Consider the following 15,891-nt stretch of genomic DNA (forward strand, 5'->3'; position numbering starts at 1 on the left):
TGAGCATGACAGTCCGGAAGTCGGTCGGCGGTGTTTTGAACCGACGCCGCCGATGAGCCGTAAGGGATAACGGCGGCCCAGACCTCCCGAGCCTGGTCCGCCGTGCCACCATCAGGCTTCGCAAGCACGGAAGGAACTTCGGGGTGTCGCTCTTCACGCGCTCTCGTCAGCTGCCGGACAGGGACAAGGCGAACGCTGAGGAGGGCCCAGCACCGGACGGCCTCGCGGCGCACTCGCCGGACGGGGCCGCCGTCACGGATGATGCCGCCGAGAGCGCGTCGTCTGCGGACGAGGTCGCTTCGGGTGGCATGGCTGCGGATGGTTCTGCGGGTGCTGCGGTGTTGGGTGCCCCCGCTGCGGACGAGGCCGTGGCCGACGAGGCCGTAGCGGGTGACGCCGTGGGCGTCGCCGCCGAGGGTGGCAGCCTCGTGGGTGCCGTCGGGCTGGATGACGCCGCCGAGCATGGCAGCCCTACGGACGCCACCGCTTCGGGCGCCGCGGCTTCAGGCGTCGCCGCGCTGGGCGCCGTCGCTGGGCGCGGGGCCGGTGACGACGCTTCCGTGGGGGACGCTGCGGACGATGCCGCCGCTGGCGTGGCCGTGGCTGCTGATGCCTCGGCAGACACGGCCGTCGCAGGCGGCGCTCCTTCGCAGGCCGCTGCCGGGCGTGGTGCTTCTGCGGGTGCCACCGCGCGCGGCGATGCCTCCGACGGGGGCGCCGATGCGGGGGGTTCCGCGTCTGATGCCGACCTTGCCGGTGTCCCTGGCGCGCGTGATAGCGGCGAGGGGGACACCTCCACGCGCGCCGCCGAGTCGGCTGCCGCCTCCCCGGGCGATGGCACCCCCGGTGATGCCGCGTCGGGTGCTGCTGCTGGGCGCGGCGTCGGCGGTGACACCATCGCGGGCGACCTGGCGGGTGACGCCGCCGCCCCGGGCGATGCCGCCTCCCGAGATGCCGTGCCGGTTGGCGCTGCCTCGCAGGCCGCCTCCCCGGGTGCAGCGGACCCAGGGGCCGACGCCCCCGGTGACGACGACCTGAACGCCGCCACCCCTGGTGACACCTCGCCGGGCGATACCGCTCCCAACCCCGCTGCCCCCGATGACCCCGCCGCCCCAGGCGATACCGCCACCGGCCAACCCGCCACCGAGGCCGCCGCAAGCGGCGGCTGGCGGGGCAAGTACCCCGTCGCCGCACGGGCCTTGGCGTGGGGGGCCACGGCCGTGTCCGTCGCGTTGGTGTTCTTCGCGCTGCTGTTGCCGAATCAGCTTCCCCTCATCCAACCCCGCACCTTCCTGCACATCCCCGTGGAGGGGGTGCTCGGCGCCGGGGTGTTGCTCATCCTGCCGCCGATTCCGAGGCGGGTGGCCGCGGTGCTCGCCGGGGTGTTCCTCGGTCTGCTGACCATCCTCAACCTCCTCGACATCGGCTTCAACGAATTCCTCGGGCGCGGCTTCAACGTGGTGCTCGACTGGATCCTGCTCGACGACGCCCAGTCGTACCTCGAGGACTCGCTCGGCTCGACGACCGCGACGCTCGCCACGATCGGGGTCGTGGTGCTCGTTCTCGTCCTGTTCGCCGTCATGACGCTGGCGTGTCTGCGGATCGGCAAGGTCATGGCACGGAACAACACCGTGGCGACCCGTGCCGTCCTCGTGCTCGGCACCACGTGGGTGGTCTGTACGGCGCTCGGGCTGCAGGTGTCCGGGGCGCCGATCGCTTCCAGGAATACGGTCGTCCTCGTCCAGAACCGGGTGAAGTGGGTGAAGGCGACCCTCAAGGACGAGCGGGAGTTCAAGAAGGTGGCGGCACGGGACTCCTATGGGAACGTCCCGGGCGATCAGTTGCTGACCGGACTGCGCGGCAAGGACGTCATCTTCACCTTCATCGAGAGCTACGGCCGCAGCGCCATCGAGGACCCGGAGATCGCGCCGGGGGTCGACGCGGTGCTCGACGAGAAGACCAAGGAGCTGAGCGGCGCCGGGTACTCGTCCAAGAGCGGCTGGCTCACCTCGGCGACGTACGGCGGCAACAGCTGGCTCGGCCACTCCACCTTCCTGTCCGGACTGTGGATCGACAACCAGAGCCGCTACCGCACCGTCACCGCGGGCCATCACACCACCATCACCAGCGCCTTCAAGCGCACCGGCGCCTGGCGTACGGTCGGCATCATGCCGGGGGTGACCAAGGGGTGGCCGGAGGCGAAGTTCTACGGCCTCGACAACCTCTACGACTCCCGGGACCTCGGGTACAAGGGCCCGAAGTTCAGCTGGTCGACCATGCCCGACCAGTACGCCCTGACGGCCTTCGAGCGTCTTGAGCACGGAAAGAAGCACGACAAGCCGCTGATGTCGGAGATCATCCTGACCTCCAGCCACCAGCCGTGGGCGCCCATCCCCAAGATGATCGGCTGGGACGAGGTCGGTGACGGCTCGGTCTACGACGACATCAAGAAGGCGGGCAAGGACCCCAAGGACGTGTTCACGGACTCCACCCAGGCGCGCGCCGAGTACGGCAAGTCCATCCAGTACTCGCTGAACAGCCTCATCGACTACGTGGTGAAGTACGGCAACAAGAACACCGTGCTCGTCTTCCTGGGCGACCACCAGCCCATGGCGAAGGTCAGCGGCGACAAGGCCAGCCACGATGTGCCGGTCGCGATCGTCGCGCACGACCCGGCCGTGATGAAGCGGATTTCCGACTGGGGGTGGCAGGACGGGCTGCGGCCCGGCGCGGACACCCCGGTCTGGCGGATGGACACCTTCCGGGACCGCTTCCTGAGCGCCTACGGCCCGCAGCCCGGCTCCGGAGCGCCCAGCTCCGGGTCACCCAGCCCGGGGTCGTCCGGTTCCGAGGCGTCCGGTTCCGAGCCGTCCGACTCCCAGCCGGCCAGTTCCAAGTCCACCCGTTCCAAGTCGTCCCGCTGAGCCGATCAGCCCCCGATGTCCAGCACCGCCTTCCCTCGTACCCGCCGCCCCAGCAGCGCCGCCACCGCCTCCGGCGCCCGCTCCCACGAGCCGCGCCAGCCGATCTGCGGGTCGAGTCGGCCCTTGGCCAGCAGGCTCACCAGATAGGCGAGGTCCGGGCCGAAGGGGGATCGTACGACGAAGGGTTCGAGCCGCCGGTCACCGCCCGTCAGCCGCTCGCGCTCGAAGTCGACGGTGGTCGGTTCGAGCGACGCCTTGCCGATGGACTGGGCCGAGCCTCCGGGCTCGACCAGGGCGAACGCCTCGGCCAGCAGCGGGCCGCCCACGTTGTCGAGGACGCCGAAGACCGGTGCGGTGACGTGCTCGAGGCCGACGACGACCTCGTCGGCGCCGAGTTCGCGCAGCCCCTCGCCGCGCTGCGGGCTGCCCACCGCCGCGATGACGTACGCGCCCGCGAGCGCGGCCAGTTGCACCGCGAAGCGTCCCAGGCCGCCCGAGGCGCCGGTGATCAGCACCCGGCGGCCGATCACCGGGCCCAGCGCGCGCACGGCCTGGAGCGCGGAGACCCCCGCGCCCGGCAGGGCGGACGCCGCGCCGAGTTCGACCGCGTCCGGGACCACGGCGAGCTCGGCGGCGTCGACCGCCCGCCGCTCGGCCCACGCTCCCGGTGGTCCGAAGGACACCACGCGGGTGCCGGCCGCAGGGCCGGAGCCGTCGGCGGCGGCTTGGACGACGATGCCCGCCGAGTCCAAGCCGAGCACCTGCCCGGGACGCGCTCGCTCTTCCCGGTAGGCGAGTTCGCCGAAGTTGAGGGATGCCGCGTGGACCTCGACGAGGGCCTGTGCGTCGTGAGGCACCGGCTCCGGGGCCTCGCCGAGCCGCAGGCCCTGGGGAGCCTCGGGGTCGTACAGCAGAGCGCGCATCGCGGTCGCGTCCTTTCCGGTCGCTTGGCCGGCGCCGGGTCGGCGCCGTCGCGTTTCACGCTGCCTCCGGGGTGCGACCGCTGTCCAAGACCTCCTGTTATAGCCATCGGTTATCGAGGTGGCGGGCCCGGGACGCGGTTAAGTTCAGGTAACACCTATTTCCGTGGGCTGTTTCTCCGCTTGACCTCGCCTTTAGGTTCGGCGAGATCGTGATCTTCAAGTGGAGGGTACGGCTGTGGGCATATCGCGCAGAAAGCTCATCCGGCGCGGCGGACAGGCCGCTGCCGGAGCCGGAAGTCTGTGGCTGGGCGGCCAGTTGACCGGGCTCGCCACGGTGGCGAACGCGGCTGAAAACGCAGAAAAGGCCGAAAGCGCCGACAGCGCCGCGGACGGCGCCACTCGGCGGATCACCGTCACCCAGGCGACCAACGCCTCCGCCGCGCTCTCCCCGGACGGCCGGACCGTCGTCCTCGATCTGCTCAATCTGCTCTGGACCGTCCCGGCCGCCGGAGGCGAGGCCACCCGGCTCACCGGTATCGACCAGGAGGCGACCGAGCCCGACTTCTCGCCCGACGGCCGCCACCTGGTCTACCAGTCCTACACCGACGGCAACTTCCACCTCTGGCTCGCCCGCGCCGACGGCACCGGGGCGCGCCGGCTGACCAAGGGCAGCGCCGACCACCGCGAGCCGCGGTTCTCCCCGGACGGCAAGCGGATCGCCTACGCGGGGGAGGCCGACGGCCGGTACGCGATCCACGTCCTCGACCTCGACAGCGGCGCCACCAAGGTGTGGGCGCCGAGCACGGACGCCACCGTCCAGCAGGCGCAGCCCTTCTGGCACCCCGACGGGAAAGCGATCGCCTTCACCTCCGGCAAGGGCGACGCCCCGCAGAGCGTCGTCCAGGTCGATGCCGACGGCAAGCGCACCACGCTCGCCACCGTCACCCAGGGGCGAGTGGCGGGCCCCTCCTTCTCGCCGGACGGCGCCCGCTTCGCCTACGTCCACCTCGGCTCGGCGGGCACCGCCCTCGTGGTCGACGGCGAGACGGTGTCGGACGCGGAGGAGGACGTGTTCCCGTTCGCGGCCCGCTGGCCGTCCGCGGACGAGGTGTTCTACACCGCCGACGGCAAGGTCCGCCGCAGAAAGCTCTCCGGAGACAAGGCGCGGACCGGAGGAGCGGCGAAGGACATCGCCTTCGCCGCCCATCTCACCGTCCCCCGCGTCCAGGAGCGGCCCGCCGCACCCGACAGCGACGCGGCCCCGGCTTCCGCCTCGCCCCGCCCCGTCAAGGGCATCGTCTCCCCGTCCCTCTCCCCGGACGGCGAACGGATCGCCTTCGCCGCGCTCGGCGACATCTGGATCGCACCCGTCACCCCGCCCAGGGGTAAGGGTGCCGCGCCCAAGGCCGTCGTCTCCGACGGACATCTGAACACCGACCCCGCCTGGTCCCCCGACGGCTCCACCCTCGTCTACGTCAGCGACCGAGGCGGCGCCGCCGACCTGTGGGCGTACGACATCGCCGACGGCACGACCCGCCGGCTGACCGACCTCCAGGACGCGGCCTCGGGCCCGGCGTTCAGCCCCGACGGCGCGAGTGTCGCCTTCGGCCTCGGAGCGGGCACCCTGCACACCGTGGACGTGGCCACCGGCGCCGTACGCAAGGTCGCGGGCCCGCTCAACTCGCCCGGCAGGCCCACCTTCTCCGCCGACGGCACCAAGCTCTCGCTGGCCGCCCTGGCACCCGTCACCGCCCGCTACCGCGAGGGCTTCAACCGCGTCCTGACCGTCGACCTGGCCAGCGGCGAGGCGCACTACGACAACCCCGTCCCCGGCAAGTCCCTGGCCAACCGCATCGACGCGGGCCCGGTCCACTCGCCCGACGGCAAGCACACCGCGTACATCGTCGGCGGCACCCTGCACCTCAGCGCCCTGGACGCCGCCGGGCGGCCGACCGGGACCGCGCGCCGGCTGAACGACGAGACCGCCGACGCCCCCAGCTGGAGCGCCGACTCCCGCTCGCTGCTCTACCTCTCCAACGGCCGGCTGCGCCTGGCCGACGCCCGTACGGGCCGCGCGCGGACCGTCCCGGTCAAGCTGACCTGGCGCCCCGCCAAGCCGACCGGCCGCACGGTGGTGCAGGTGGGCGCGGTGTGGGACGGCACGGGCGAGACGCTGCGCCACGACGTCGACATCGTCATCGAGGGCGACCGCATCAAGGCGATCGTCGCGCGCGGATTGGTCCGCGCCGGGGGCGGTGGCCGTACCGTCGACGCGCGCCACCTCACCGCCCTGCCCGGTCTGATCGCCGTCCACGAACACGGCCCCTGGCAGCGGGCCGACACCATGAAGCTGTGGCTGTCGTACGGCGTGACGGCGGTCCGCTCGCCCGGCACCGCCCACTACGCGGCCGTCGAGGCCAAGGAGGCCACCGCCTCCGGGCGCCGCGTCGGCCCCCGGGTCTTCGCGGCGGGCGATCTGATCGACGGCTCGCGCATCTACTACTCCTCCGGCCGCCCCGTCACCGACACCGAGGAACTGGAGCGCGAGCTCGCCAAGGCCGAGGCGCTGGGCCACGACCTGGTCAAGACGTACGTACGGCTGCCGTACGCGATGCAGCGCGCCGCCATCCGCGGCGGCCACCGGCTCGGGCTGCGCGCCACCTCGCACTACCTCTTCGGCCCGCTCGGCCTCGGCTCCGACGGCACCGAGCACCTGGGCGGCACCAGCCGCTACGGCCGCCGCCAGAAGGAAACCCACCTCGGCCACGCCTACGACGACATGACCGAGCCCCTGATCGCCTCCGGTATGGCCTTCACCCCGACCTTCGGGCTGTCCGGCGCCGGTCTGCCCGCCACCCGGGCGGCGCTCTACCGCTATGCCGAATGGGCGGTCGGCGACCGGCGGCTCACCTCGCTGATGAGCGAGGCGGAGTACGAGGAGTTCCGCAGCGGCGTGGCGGCGGCGCAGCAGACCGTCCCCACCGACCTGCTGGCCTTCGTCGCCCGGCATGGGGCGACGGTGCGCAGGCTGCTGGAGGGCGGGGCGCACGTCGGGGTGGGCACCGACAGCCCGCTCGTACCCCCGGCCATCTACTACCACCTCAACCTCCAGGCCATGGTCCGCTACGGCGCCACCCCCCACCAGGCGCTGCGCTCCGCGACCGTCGAGGGCGCGCGGGCGCTGGGCATGAGCGCGCGGATGGGCACCCTGGAGCCGGGGAAGCTCGCCGACCTGGTGCTGGTGGAGGGCGACCCGCTGAGCGACATCCGCGCGGCCGCGGCGGTGCGGAGCGTGGTGCTGGGGGGTGTGGTGCACTCGGTGGACGACCTGGTGAGCGGGAAGTCCTCGGGTTCTGCGGCGGGCGTACGCAGGGCCGCAGCCGTACGGGGCGCCGCGGCCGTGGCCGACGTACCGCAGGGCCCCGCCCGCGAGCGCTACTGGTGGCACCGGGAGGAGCACGCCCACCACAGTTGCTGCTGAGAGCTGAGAGCTGAGAGCTGAGAGCTGAGAGCTGAGAGCTGAGAGCCGGGAACCGGCTGCTGAGGCCGTTCACGCGGCGGCCATTCTGGGGCCGCCGCCCGGTCACCGGCCGTCGCCGGGACATGGTTCCATGAGGGGCATGTTCGAGCAGTTTCTGGTCTCCGGTGCACTGTCCGATGTCGAGGAGGCGGTGCGCAAGGCGGCCGTCACCGAGGTCATGCCGAGGTTCCGGCAGCTCGCCGACCACGAGATCGTCGAGAAGAACGGCCCGCACGACCTGGTGACGGTCGCCGACCGCCAGGCGGAGGAGCATCTGACCGCCTCGCTCACCACGCTGCTGCCCGGCTCGGCCGTGGTGGGCGAGGAGGCCGTGCACGCCGACCCGTCCGTGCTCGGCGCGCTGGGCGGGGACGCGCCGGTGTGGATCGTCGACCCGGTCGACGGCACCCGGCAGTTCGTCCACGGCGACCCGGGCTTCGCGATGCTGGTCACCCTCGCCCACCGCGGCGAGCTGCTGGCCTCGTGGACCTACGCCCCGGCGCTCGACCTGATGGCCGTCGCGCGCCGCGGCGGGGGAGCGGTGCTGAACGGCGAGCCGATACGCGCCGGCCGGCCGGAGCCCGACAAGGAGCTCGAAGTCGCCATCTCGCACCACGACTTCACCACGGACGCCGAGAAGCGCACCCTGTCCGTACTGCGGACACCAGGTGTTGCGCCGCGCCCGTGCGGCTCGGCCGGCCTGGAGTATCTGAATGTGGCCCGTGGCCTGCTGGACGCGGTGGCCTTCACCTGGGAGAACGCCTGGGACCACGCCGCCGGGCTGCTGCTGGTCGCCGAGGCGGGCGGCGCGAGCGCGACGCTGACCGGCGATCCGTTCCGTATCACGGGCGGAAACGCGCTTCCTTTCACCGCGGCGCGGGACGCGGCGACCGTACGGCATATCCTGAGCCTGCTGGGCGCCCCGGCCGACCGGGACGCCGGCTGACCGTTTCTCAGAATGCTTCAAGTATTCCTCAGGACGGGGAGGGAGACCCGACGTGCCGTCCATGCTCGACGCGGTCGTGGTGGGTGCCGGGCCGAACGGGCTGACCGCGGCCGTCGAACTGGCCCGCCGCGGCTTTGCGGTGGAGATCTTCGAGGCCGCCGAGACGATCGGCGGCGGCGCCCGCACCGAAGAGCTCACCCTCCCCGGCTACCGGCACGACCCCTGCTCCGCGGTGCACCCGCTGGGCATCGGCTCCCCGGCCTTCCGCGCCATGCCGCTCGCCCGGCACGGCCTGGAGTGGCTGCACCCCGAGCTGCCGCTGGCCCACCCCTTCCCGGACGGCACGGCCGCCGTCCTGGCCCGCTCGGTCGGCGAGACGGCCATGTCGCTGGGCCCGCGCGACGCCGGTACGTACCGCCGCCTGGTCGCCCCGTACGTCGGCAGATGGGACACCCTCGCCCGCGACTTCCTGCGCACCGCGTGGGACGGGGTGCCCGCCGACCCGGTGACCTGGGCGCGCTTCGGGCTGCACGCCATCCAGCCCGTCACCCTCCTCGGCCGCCGCTTCCGCGACGAGAAGGCGCGCGCGATACTCGCCGGGATGGCGGGCCACGCCATCTCGCCGACCAGTGGCATCGGCACGGCAGGCCTCGCGCTGTTCTTCGCGCTCGCGGGGCACGCCGTCGGCTGGCCCGTCCCGCGCGGCGGCTCGCAGTCGATCTCGGACGCGCTCGGGTCGTATCTGCGCGAGCAGGGCGGCGCGATCCACGTGGGCGTGGAGGTCAAACGGCTGGACGAGCTGCCGCCCGCCCGCGCGTACATCTTCGATACGTCACCGACCGCCCTGGCCCGGATCGCCGGGCTCGGCAACGCGTACCGCCACTTCCGCTACGGGGCCAGCGTCTTCAAGATCGACTACGCCTTGGACGGCCCGGTCCCCTGGACCGCGCCGGAGGCCCGGCGGGCCGGCACGGTCCACGTCGGCCCCACCGCCGGTGAGATCGGCGCCGCGCTGCGGGCCGCCACCGACGGGCGCGCCCCCGATGTCCCGTTCCTGATCACCGCCCAGCCCAGCGTGGTCGACGACTCGCGCGCCCCGGCGGGCAAGCATGTCTTCTGGGCGTACGGCCATGTCCCGCATGGCTGGGACGGGGACGCCACCGAGGCCATAGAGCGGCAGATCGAGCGCTTCGCGCCCGGCTTCCGGGATCTGGTGCTGGCGCGGGCCGTGGCCGGGCCGCCCCAGCTCGCGGTGCGCAACGCGAACTACGTGGACGGTGACATCGCCTGCGGCGCCTTCGCGGGCCTGCAGACCCTGATCCGCCCCAAGCTGGCGCGCGTCCCGTACGCCACGGCCCACCCGTCGGTCTTCCTGTGCTCCTCGGCCACCCCGCCGGGGCCCGGGGTGCACGGCATGTCCGGGCACCACGCGGCGCGCGCGGTGTGGCGGCGGCTGCGCGGCCGAGGCTGACCCTGGCCCGGCTGTCTGGCGGCCCCGTTGGAATGCCGGGGCGGCGGCCGGGCGTTGAACCCTGGGAGAGGGCCAGTCACGAGTCGTTCGACGATGGGACGGAAGCCATGCCTCTGCAGGGCGAGTACGAGCCGAGCCCCGAGAAGTGGGTGCGTGATCAGGTCGAGCAGATCGAGAGCTCTGGTGGCACCAAGGGGATGTCGATCCGGGGGCTGCCGGTCATCCTCCTGACCACCCGGGGCGCTAAGACCGGCAAGATCCGCAAGAGCCCGCTCATGAGGGTCGAGCACGAGGGCAGCTACGCCGCGGTCGCCTCGCTGGGCGGCTCCCCCAAGAACCCCGTCTGGTACTACAACGTGGTGGCCGACCCCCGGGTCGAGCTGCGGGACGGCACGGTGAGCCGGGACATGACGGCCCGGGAGGTCCACGGGGAGGAGAAGGCCCGGTGGTGGGCGCGGGCCGTCGAGGCGTACCCCGACTACGCGGACTACCAGCAGAGGACGGACCGCCAGATCCCGGTCTTCGTCCTGGAGCCCGCGGCCGAGGACCACTGACAGCGGCGTTCACCGGTCGAGCGGTGCTGATTCGGGGCCGATGAGACGTGTCAGCTCATCGGCGACCACCTGGCCCGCGGGCGAGATCCAGCGCCTGCGGTGCCGGGTGAGCTGGACCGGTACGGGCGGCACCGGCGGCCCGTCGACCCGGGCCAGGAGGCCGTCGCGCAGCTGCCGCTCCAGGGTCGCCTGCGGCAGCAGCGTGAGCCCGAGCCCGGCGGCCACACAGGAACGGGCGGCCTCGATGCTGCCGAACCGGGTCAGCCGGGGCCGTGCGTCGGGGAGCGTGAGCAGGGAGCGCACCAGCCGATCGCTGTACGAGCAGCCCTCCTCGTGGACGAAGAAGCTCTCGTCGGCCAGCTCCGGCCACCCCGCCTCGCGCCCGGCCAGCCGGTGGCCGGGCGCGGCCACGTACACCAGCGGCTCGTACGCGATGGGCTGCGCGACCAGGTCGGCGGCCTCGATCTCCGGCTCCAGGAGAAGCGCCAGGTCGAGCCGCCCCGAGCGCAGCCCCTCCATGGCCGCGGCGGTGCCGGCCGCGTGCAGATGGACGTCCACGCCCGGGTGGGTGCGCCGCAGCGAGGCGATCACCCGGGGCAGATGCGACGAGCACAGCGACTCGCCCGCGCCGAGGGCCACCTGGCCCTCCACCGCCCCGTCCGCCCCCGCGCCGTTCCCCGCCGCCGCGGTCGCCCGCAGCCGGGCCTCGGCGTCCAGCACCCGCTCGGCCTCTTCGAGCAGCCGCCGTCCGGACGGGGTCGGGGTGGTGCCGGCGGGCAGCCGGTCGAACAGGCGCGTGCCGAGCTCCCGCTCCAGCGAACGGATCTGGACGGTGACGGTGGACTGGGCGAGATGCAGCTCGGTGGCCGCGGCGGTGAAGCTGCCGGTGCGGGCCAGGGAAACGAAGGTGCGCAGAAGTCTGGTGTCCATCAGATCCTCAGCCTAGCTGGTGCTATCGGGGTCCTCGATGGGCGCGAGCGAAAAGAATCGTTGGACGCGATGGGAGGTGCGGTGAAACGGTATCCCCATGACCGCACACACGGCACCCACCGCAGACAGCACGTCCACCGCACACGGCGCACCGGCCACCGAGACCGACCAGGTTCTGCACTACTCCGCCTTCACCACCGACCCGTCCGGCGGCAACCCCGCCGGGGTGGTGCTCGACGCCACGGCGCTCGACGCCGCCGAGATGGTGGCCGTCGCCGCCCGGGTCGGCTACTCCGAGACCGCCTTCATCACGGCGCGGGACGAGGCCGCGCGCCGCTACGGGCTGCGCTACTTCAGCCCCCGCGCCGAGGTGGCCTTCTGCGGACACGCCACGATCGCCACCGCCGTCGCGCTCGCCGAGCGCATCGGCCCGGGTGAGCTGGTCTTCGACACGATGGCGGGCGAGATCCGCGTGGCGACGACGCTGGACGGCGCGGACGGCGAGAACGGTGGGAACGGAGGGGCCCCGCAGGCCACCCTCACCAGCGCGCCCGCGCACTCCCACCCGGCCGACGAGGCCCTGACCGAGCAGGTGCTGAAGGCCCTGCGCTGGACGCGGGACGACCTGGACCCGGCCCTTCCGCCGCATATCGCCTTCGCGGGCAATGACCACCTCGTCCTCGCCGCGGCCACCCGCGAGCGGCTGGCCGCCCTGGACTACGACTTCGGCGCGCTGGAAGAGCTGATGCGGGTCCACGGGTGGACCACCGTCCACCTGGTGTGGCGCGAGGCCGCGGACCGCTTCGACTTCCACGCCCGCGACCCGTTCCCGCCCGGCGGCGTCGTGGAGGACCCGGCCACCGGCGCCGCGGCCGCCGCCTTCGGCGGCTATCTGCGGGCGCTCGGGCTGGTGACGGAGCCGACCAGGGTCCGGATCCGGCAGGGCGAGGACATGGGGCGGCCCAGCGATCTCCTCGTCGACATACGCCCCGACGAGGAGCGGGTGCGGGTCACGGGCCGGGCGGTGGCGATCCCGGGAGCGTAGGGGTGCGTCCGGCACCTGAGATCGCGGTGAGTACGAGACAGGGACACGCCGACGGCACGGCGTGTCCCTGTCTCGTACTGACCCTGCTGGTTAATTTTTGGTTCAGGCTGTGAGTTCGAGGCGGGTGAGGTGTGTGGTGCGGGTTCGGTCGAGTGGGTGGCCGTTCCACCAGGCGTCGAGGCGGATGAGGTTGAGGGCGACGGCGGAGTAGACGTGTTCGAGGTGGGTTTTCGCTAAGCCGCGGTAGCGGGCTCGTCGGTTTCCGGTCACGGCGATGGCCTGGTGGATGGTGCCTTCCACACCGGCCCGTAGGGCGTATCGGGCCTGCCAGGAGAGGGTGGGCTGCTCCGTTCGGGCGGTGTGAAGGATCTCGTGCACCTCGCGGGGGCGCACGGTGAGCTGTCTGCCACGTCGTTGGGAGGTGGTGCACTGGTCGCGGACGGGGCAGGGCAGGCAGGTGTCGGTGGCGAACTGGATGACGATGGCCTGGGTGTTGCGCTGGCGGGTGGCAGACCAGTGCCGGCTGGTATGACCCTGCGGACAGAGCGCGTGCTGCTGGTCATAGTCGATGGTGAAGTCCTCGGCGGCGTATCCGGCGCGGGCTCTGGCCTGGGCGGAGGTATTGTTCCTAAGCGGGGTGATCAAGGTGATGCCCCAGGCGGCGTGGGCACCGGTGACCAGCTCGGCGGAAGAGTAACCCGAATCGAGATAGTGCTCGCCGGGCAGCAGGCCGCGTCTGTGCAGTGCCTGGTGGACCGGCTCGGTCATCTCCACATCAGTGACCGTCGCGTCCGTAGTGGCCACGTTCGTGATCAGGTTCGGCCCGCCGGCCCCTCCCCCACCGGCCGAGGGGCCGGTGGGGGAGGCAGGTCTCGCTGATGTGGAGTTTGTAGCCGTTCCAGCCCAAGCCGCCGTGATCCTCGCGGCTGAACCGTGCGTCGGTGTCATACGGCGAGGTCAGGCGCACTCTGCCCGGCGGGAGACCGTCCTTGTCCGCCTCCCGCCGCCTGACCACCTCCCGCCGCCTGACCACCTCCCGCCCACTGCCGGTGGTGATGGTGCGCGTGTAGTTCTGCAGCACCACGGTCCGCAGCACCTGCACCGCCTCAAGCTCCCGCAGCCACGGCGGTGCGCCGGGGTGGTGGACCGCTCCCAGCAAGGCGAAAGCATCCCGCCCGTAGTCCACTGCCGGAGCAGCACGCCTGGTGGCCGAGGACGGCAGCCGCCAGGAATCGATCCGGCGCCCGTAACGGCCGCTCCAGCCAGGCACATCGATCACCGCGGCCAGCCACCCGGGCGCGGCGGCGGACAGGGCTTCCACCGCTGCACGTACCGACTCACCGGCCAGCTCCAGCCGGTTCAGGTCCCGCACCGCGGCCGGCACATGGGTGGAATCGGTGCGCTGGCCTCCGCCGGCCCTCACCAGACCCGTCTCCCGCACCGCGGCGAGCAACAGGTCCAGGACCTTCTCCTCCATGCCGTGCTCAATGACCCGGGCACGGAATTCACACAACACCGACGCGTCGAAGCCAGGCTCTTCCAGCCCCAGCCCGTGAAGTCGGTCGGAGCGCGGTTCCGGCCTTTCGACCGGCCCGTTTCTCCGGACCGCTTCCCGCACCCGCCGTGCGCCTCTCAACGCAACGGGCGCTCCACAAGTCCCGCTCTGGGTTCCGCCCGATGTCTCATCCCGTGACCGGCCATGGCGAGGGGATCACTGAACCCCGGTAGCGGTAGCGCGTAGTGCGTACCTTCGCCGGGTTGAACAGTTCTCTCTCCTCGCTGGCCGGCCACCAGCCGCCACCGCAGAAGCGGCGTCGCAGCTGCTTCCAGTTCAGTCCCGGGTGTTTTCGCCGAAGCCAGAAGATGACCCGGCCCCAGGTGTAGGAGCTCAGGTACTGAAAGGCTGTGCTGGACACCCCGGGCCGGAAGTAGGCGCACCAGCCCCGCAGCATCCGGTTGAGACAGATGAGCAGGGCGTCGAATGGCAGGTCCGTGCCTGTCCTGCGGCACTGCGTCTTGACCTTGCCCGTGACGGCCCGTCCGGGCCCGGGGCAGATCGCGCAGTTCACGGACCGGCTTCGGTGGCACGAACGAGGGCCGGAGCATGCCGCGTTCGGTGAGCTTGGCCAGCCAGACCGCGTCCAGGCGGTCGGTCTTGGGCCGGCCCGGGACGTTCTTGACGTCACGGGCGTTGACCAGCCAGCACTCCAGACCACGCGACTCCAGCAGAAAGAAGTACGGCTTCCAATAGGTCGACGTCGCCTCCATCACCACCCGGGTGACGCCCTGGCAGATCAGGTTGTCGGCCAGATCCAGAATCGCGCCGCTGGTCGCGACGGTGTGGGCCGCGGGGGGAGCGAGAATCTGACCGGCGTGCTCGATGGCAACAGTGCGTGGCCCCTCTGCGGCCCGGCACCAGACTGACCTACGGGCTCAGCGTCCCAACGAGCTACCGGCATCGGCGGGCAGGCGCCGCAGCCATGTTTTCACGCCGGCAAGGCGCACACGAAGGGATCAGGGGGAGGACTGACCTGCGAGGTGTCGGACGGCTCCAGCATCTCTCCGCATCTGCGGCGGGCCAAGGCCACCGACGAGGGCGGACGCGGGCTGTTCCTGGTGGCGCAGTTCGCGCGGCGCTGGGGGACCCGTTACACGCCTGACGGCAAGGTGATCTGGACCGAACAACTTCTCCACGACGCCGCTACCGCCGGCGAGGGACTCGCCGCTGCCTACTTCGACGACTTCACCCTCTGACGGGCCGGCTTGTACGAGGCCAGGCCCCATGACGCGGCCGGGAGTGCCCGGCCTCCATGGCGCCAGCCGGTTCCGGTGGGTGCGTCACCGACGGCCGTCCCCGGGAGCCGGGGGCGGCCGTGTCGCGGGCCCTCGGGCCGGGTTCCTGCCTCGCCGTCGAAGGACGGCGATGATCCCTCACCGGCGAACACCTGGCGGCCCGCGTCGGCGCCTGGGACACACTGGGCGGGCGCGGCCCGGTCCGCCTGCCCGATCCGCTACCGGGTGCCTGCCGTCTCCAGTTCGGCCAGCCGGGCAAGTACGCGCTTCGGGAGTTGTCCGGCCGTCAGCCGGAACGGAGTCCACCGGTCCTTGGAGTCCGGCTTCATCGATGCCGAGAACCGGAAACGACCCTTGCTGTTGGGCTTGGCCACCATGTCACCGAACACGCCACTCGGTATGAGCCAGGCCGTCATGATCGCCCCTCGCTCGACATCCACGGCGACGAACAACATGTCCAGGTCGATCCGCGCCTGGAATGTCTGCGACCGCACGAAGGCCGTCAGCCTGCCCTGCTGAACCTGCGATCCGGTGGACATCCGCGCCTTCACCTGCACCGCGAGAGTCGCGGAACTCCCCCGCCGGTGAAAGACGAGGTCCACGCCCTCGTCGTCCACGAGTGATGTGGAGACATTCAGCTCTCCACCCGTGGCGAGAATGGCCGAGGCCGCGACCAGGTACTCGGCCGCCTTCCCCATCCGTGCGGCCGCGGGGCTCTTCTCCAGATAGTCCTCGCCATCGCTCATCATCTGAATCCTACGAGCGGGACCACGCCCCTCACCTCC

General features: G+C 72.0%; 13 protein-coding genes and 2 pseudogenes. 7 read left to right on the forward strand and 8 right to left on the reverse strand.

All coding sequences use genetic code 11. The features are described from left to right. Positions 1-503: 503 nt before the first annotated feature. Positions 504-1,136: a hypothetical protein gene (locus ACH4U7_RS32660; RefSeq protein ID WP_398531385.1), complete on the reverse strand. Its 633-nt coding sequence runs from the start codon at positions 1,134-1,136 to the stop codon at positions 504-506. 84 nt (positions 1,137-1,220) lie between these two features. Here ACH4U7_RS32660 and ACH4U7_RS32665 point away from each other — a divergent pair, with 84 nt between their 5' ends. Next, positions 1,221-2,924 (forward strand): sulfatase-like hydrolase/transferase, encoded by a 1,704-nt coding sequence (locus ACH4U7_RS32665; RefSeq protein ID WP_398531386.1) that lies wholly within the window; start codon positions 1,221-1,223, stop codon positions 2,922-2,924. A 5-nt stretch (positions 2,925-2,929) separates the two neighbouring features. Here ACH4U7_RS32665 and ACH4U7_RS32670 read toward each other — a convergent pair whose 3' ends face one another. Next, the gene (locus tag ACH4U7_RS32670; RefSeq protein WP_398531387.1) at positions 2,930-3,847 is read right to left on the reverse strand and encodes a zinc-binding dehydrogenase; all 918 of its coding nucleotides are present in this window, start codon (positions 3,845-3,847) and stop codon (positions 2,930-2,932) included. Between the two features lie 235 nt (positions 3,848-4,082). Here ACH4U7_RS32670 and ACH4U7_RS32675 point away from each other — a divergent pair, with 235 nt between their 5' ends. From ACH4U7_RS32675 to ACH4U7_RS32690, 4 genes are all read left to right on the forward strand, one after another. After that, positions 4,083-7,328: an amidohydrolase family protein gene (locus tag ACH4U7_RS32675; RefSeq protein WP_398531388.1), complete on the forward strand. Its 3,246-nt coding sequence runs from the start codon at positions 4,083-4,085 to the stop codon at positions 7,326-7,328. Between the two features lie 139 nt (positions 7,329-7,467). Beyond that, a complete protein-coding gene (locus tag ACH4U7_RS32680; RefSeq protein WP_398531389.1) occupies positions 7,468-8,313 on the forward strand; it encodes an inositol monophosphatase family protein in 846 nt (281 codons plus the stop codon). Between the two features lie 61 nt (positions 8,314-8,374). Then, on the forward strand, positions 8,375-9,784 hold the full coding sequence (locus ACH4U7_RS32685) for a phytoene desaturase family protein (RefSeq protein WP_398531633.1): 1,410 nt from the start codon (positions 8,375-8,377) through the stop codon (positions 9,782-9,784). A gap of 107 nt (positions 9,785-9,891) precedes the next feature. Then, positions 9,892-10,338, forward strand: coding sequence for a nitroreductase family deazaflavin-dependent oxidoreductase (locus tag ACH4U7_RS32690; RefSeq protein WP_398531390.1), 447 nt, complete (start codon positions 9,892-9,894; stop codon positions 10,336-10,338). 9 nt (positions 10,339-10,347) lie between these two features. Here ACH4U7_RS32690 and ACH4U7_RS32695 read toward each other — a convergent pair whose 3' ends face one another. Beyond that, complete coding sequence (locus ACH4U7_RS32695; protein ID WP_398531391.1) at positions 10,348-11,268, reverse strand: LysR family transcriptional regulator; 921 nt, start codon at positions 11,266-11,268, stop codon at positions 10,348-10,350. Between the two features lie 97 nt (positions 11,269-11,365). On the opposite strand from ACH4U7_RS32695, the gene ACH4U7_RS32700 reads away from it, so the two are divergent. Further along, positions 11,366-12,313 (forward strand): PhzF family phenazine biosynthesis protein, encoded by a 948-nt coding sequence (locus ACH4U7_RS32700; RefSeq protein ID WP_398531392.1) that lies wholly within the window; start codon positions 11,366-11,368, stop codon positions 12,311-12,313. A gap of 102 nt (positions 12,314-12,415) precedes the next feature. Here the strand turns inward: ACH4U7_RS32700 and ACH4U7_RS32705 are convergent, their stop codons facing one another. The 4 genes and pseudogenes from ACH4U7_RS32705 to ACH4U7_RS32720 all read right to left on the reverse strand — a co-directional run. After that, positions 12,416-13,117: a transposase gene (locus tag ACH4U7_RS32705; RefSeq protein WP_398531393.1), complete on the reverse strand. Its 702-nt coding sequence runs from the start codon at positions 13,115-13,117 to the stop codon at positions 12,416-12,418. Further along, entirely contained in the window at positions 13,089-13,790 is a 702-nt protein-coding gene (locus tag ACH4U7_RS32710; RefSeq protein ID WP_398531394.1) for a hypothetical protein, read from the reverse strand. Before ACH4U7_RS32710 ends, ACH4U7_RS32705 begins: the two co-directional genes overlap by 29 nt. Positions 13,791-13,995: 205 nt before the next feature. Continuing rightward, entirely contained in the window at positions 13,996-14,382 is a 387-nt protein-coding gene (locus ACH4U7_RS32715; protein ID WP_398531395.1) for a group II intron maturase-specific domain-containing protein, read from the reverse strand. A gap of 25 nt (positions 14,383-14,407) precedes the next feature. Further along, a pseudogene (locus tag ACH4U7_RS32720) lies at positions 14,408-14,587 on the reverse strand (transposase); the annotation flags it as partial. Between the two features lie 252 nt (positions 14,588-14,839). Here ACH4U7_RS32720 and ACH4U7_RS32725 point away from each other — a divergent pair. Continuing rightward, positions 14,840-15,067, forward strand: a pseudogene (locus tag ACH4U7_RS32725) (ATP-binding protein); the annotation flags it as partial. Positions 15,068-15,324: 257 nt separating this feature from the next. Here the strand turns inward: ACH4U7_RS32725 and ACH4U7_RS32730 are convergent. Next, positions 15,325-15,852 carry a hypothetical protein gene (locus ACH4U7_RS32730; RefSeq protein ID WP_398531396.1) on the reverse strand — a complete coding sequence of 176 codons (528 nt, stop codon included), beginning with the start codon at positions 15,850-15,852 and terminating at the stop codon, positions 15,325-15,327. Between the last annotated feature and the right edge of the window lie 39 nt (positions 15,853-15,891).

The sequence above is a fragment of the Streptomyces sp. NPDC020845 genome (genome assembly GCF_044334165.1).
Lineage (GTDB): Bacteria > Actinomycetota > Actinomycetes > Streptomycetales > Streptomycetaceae > Streptomyces.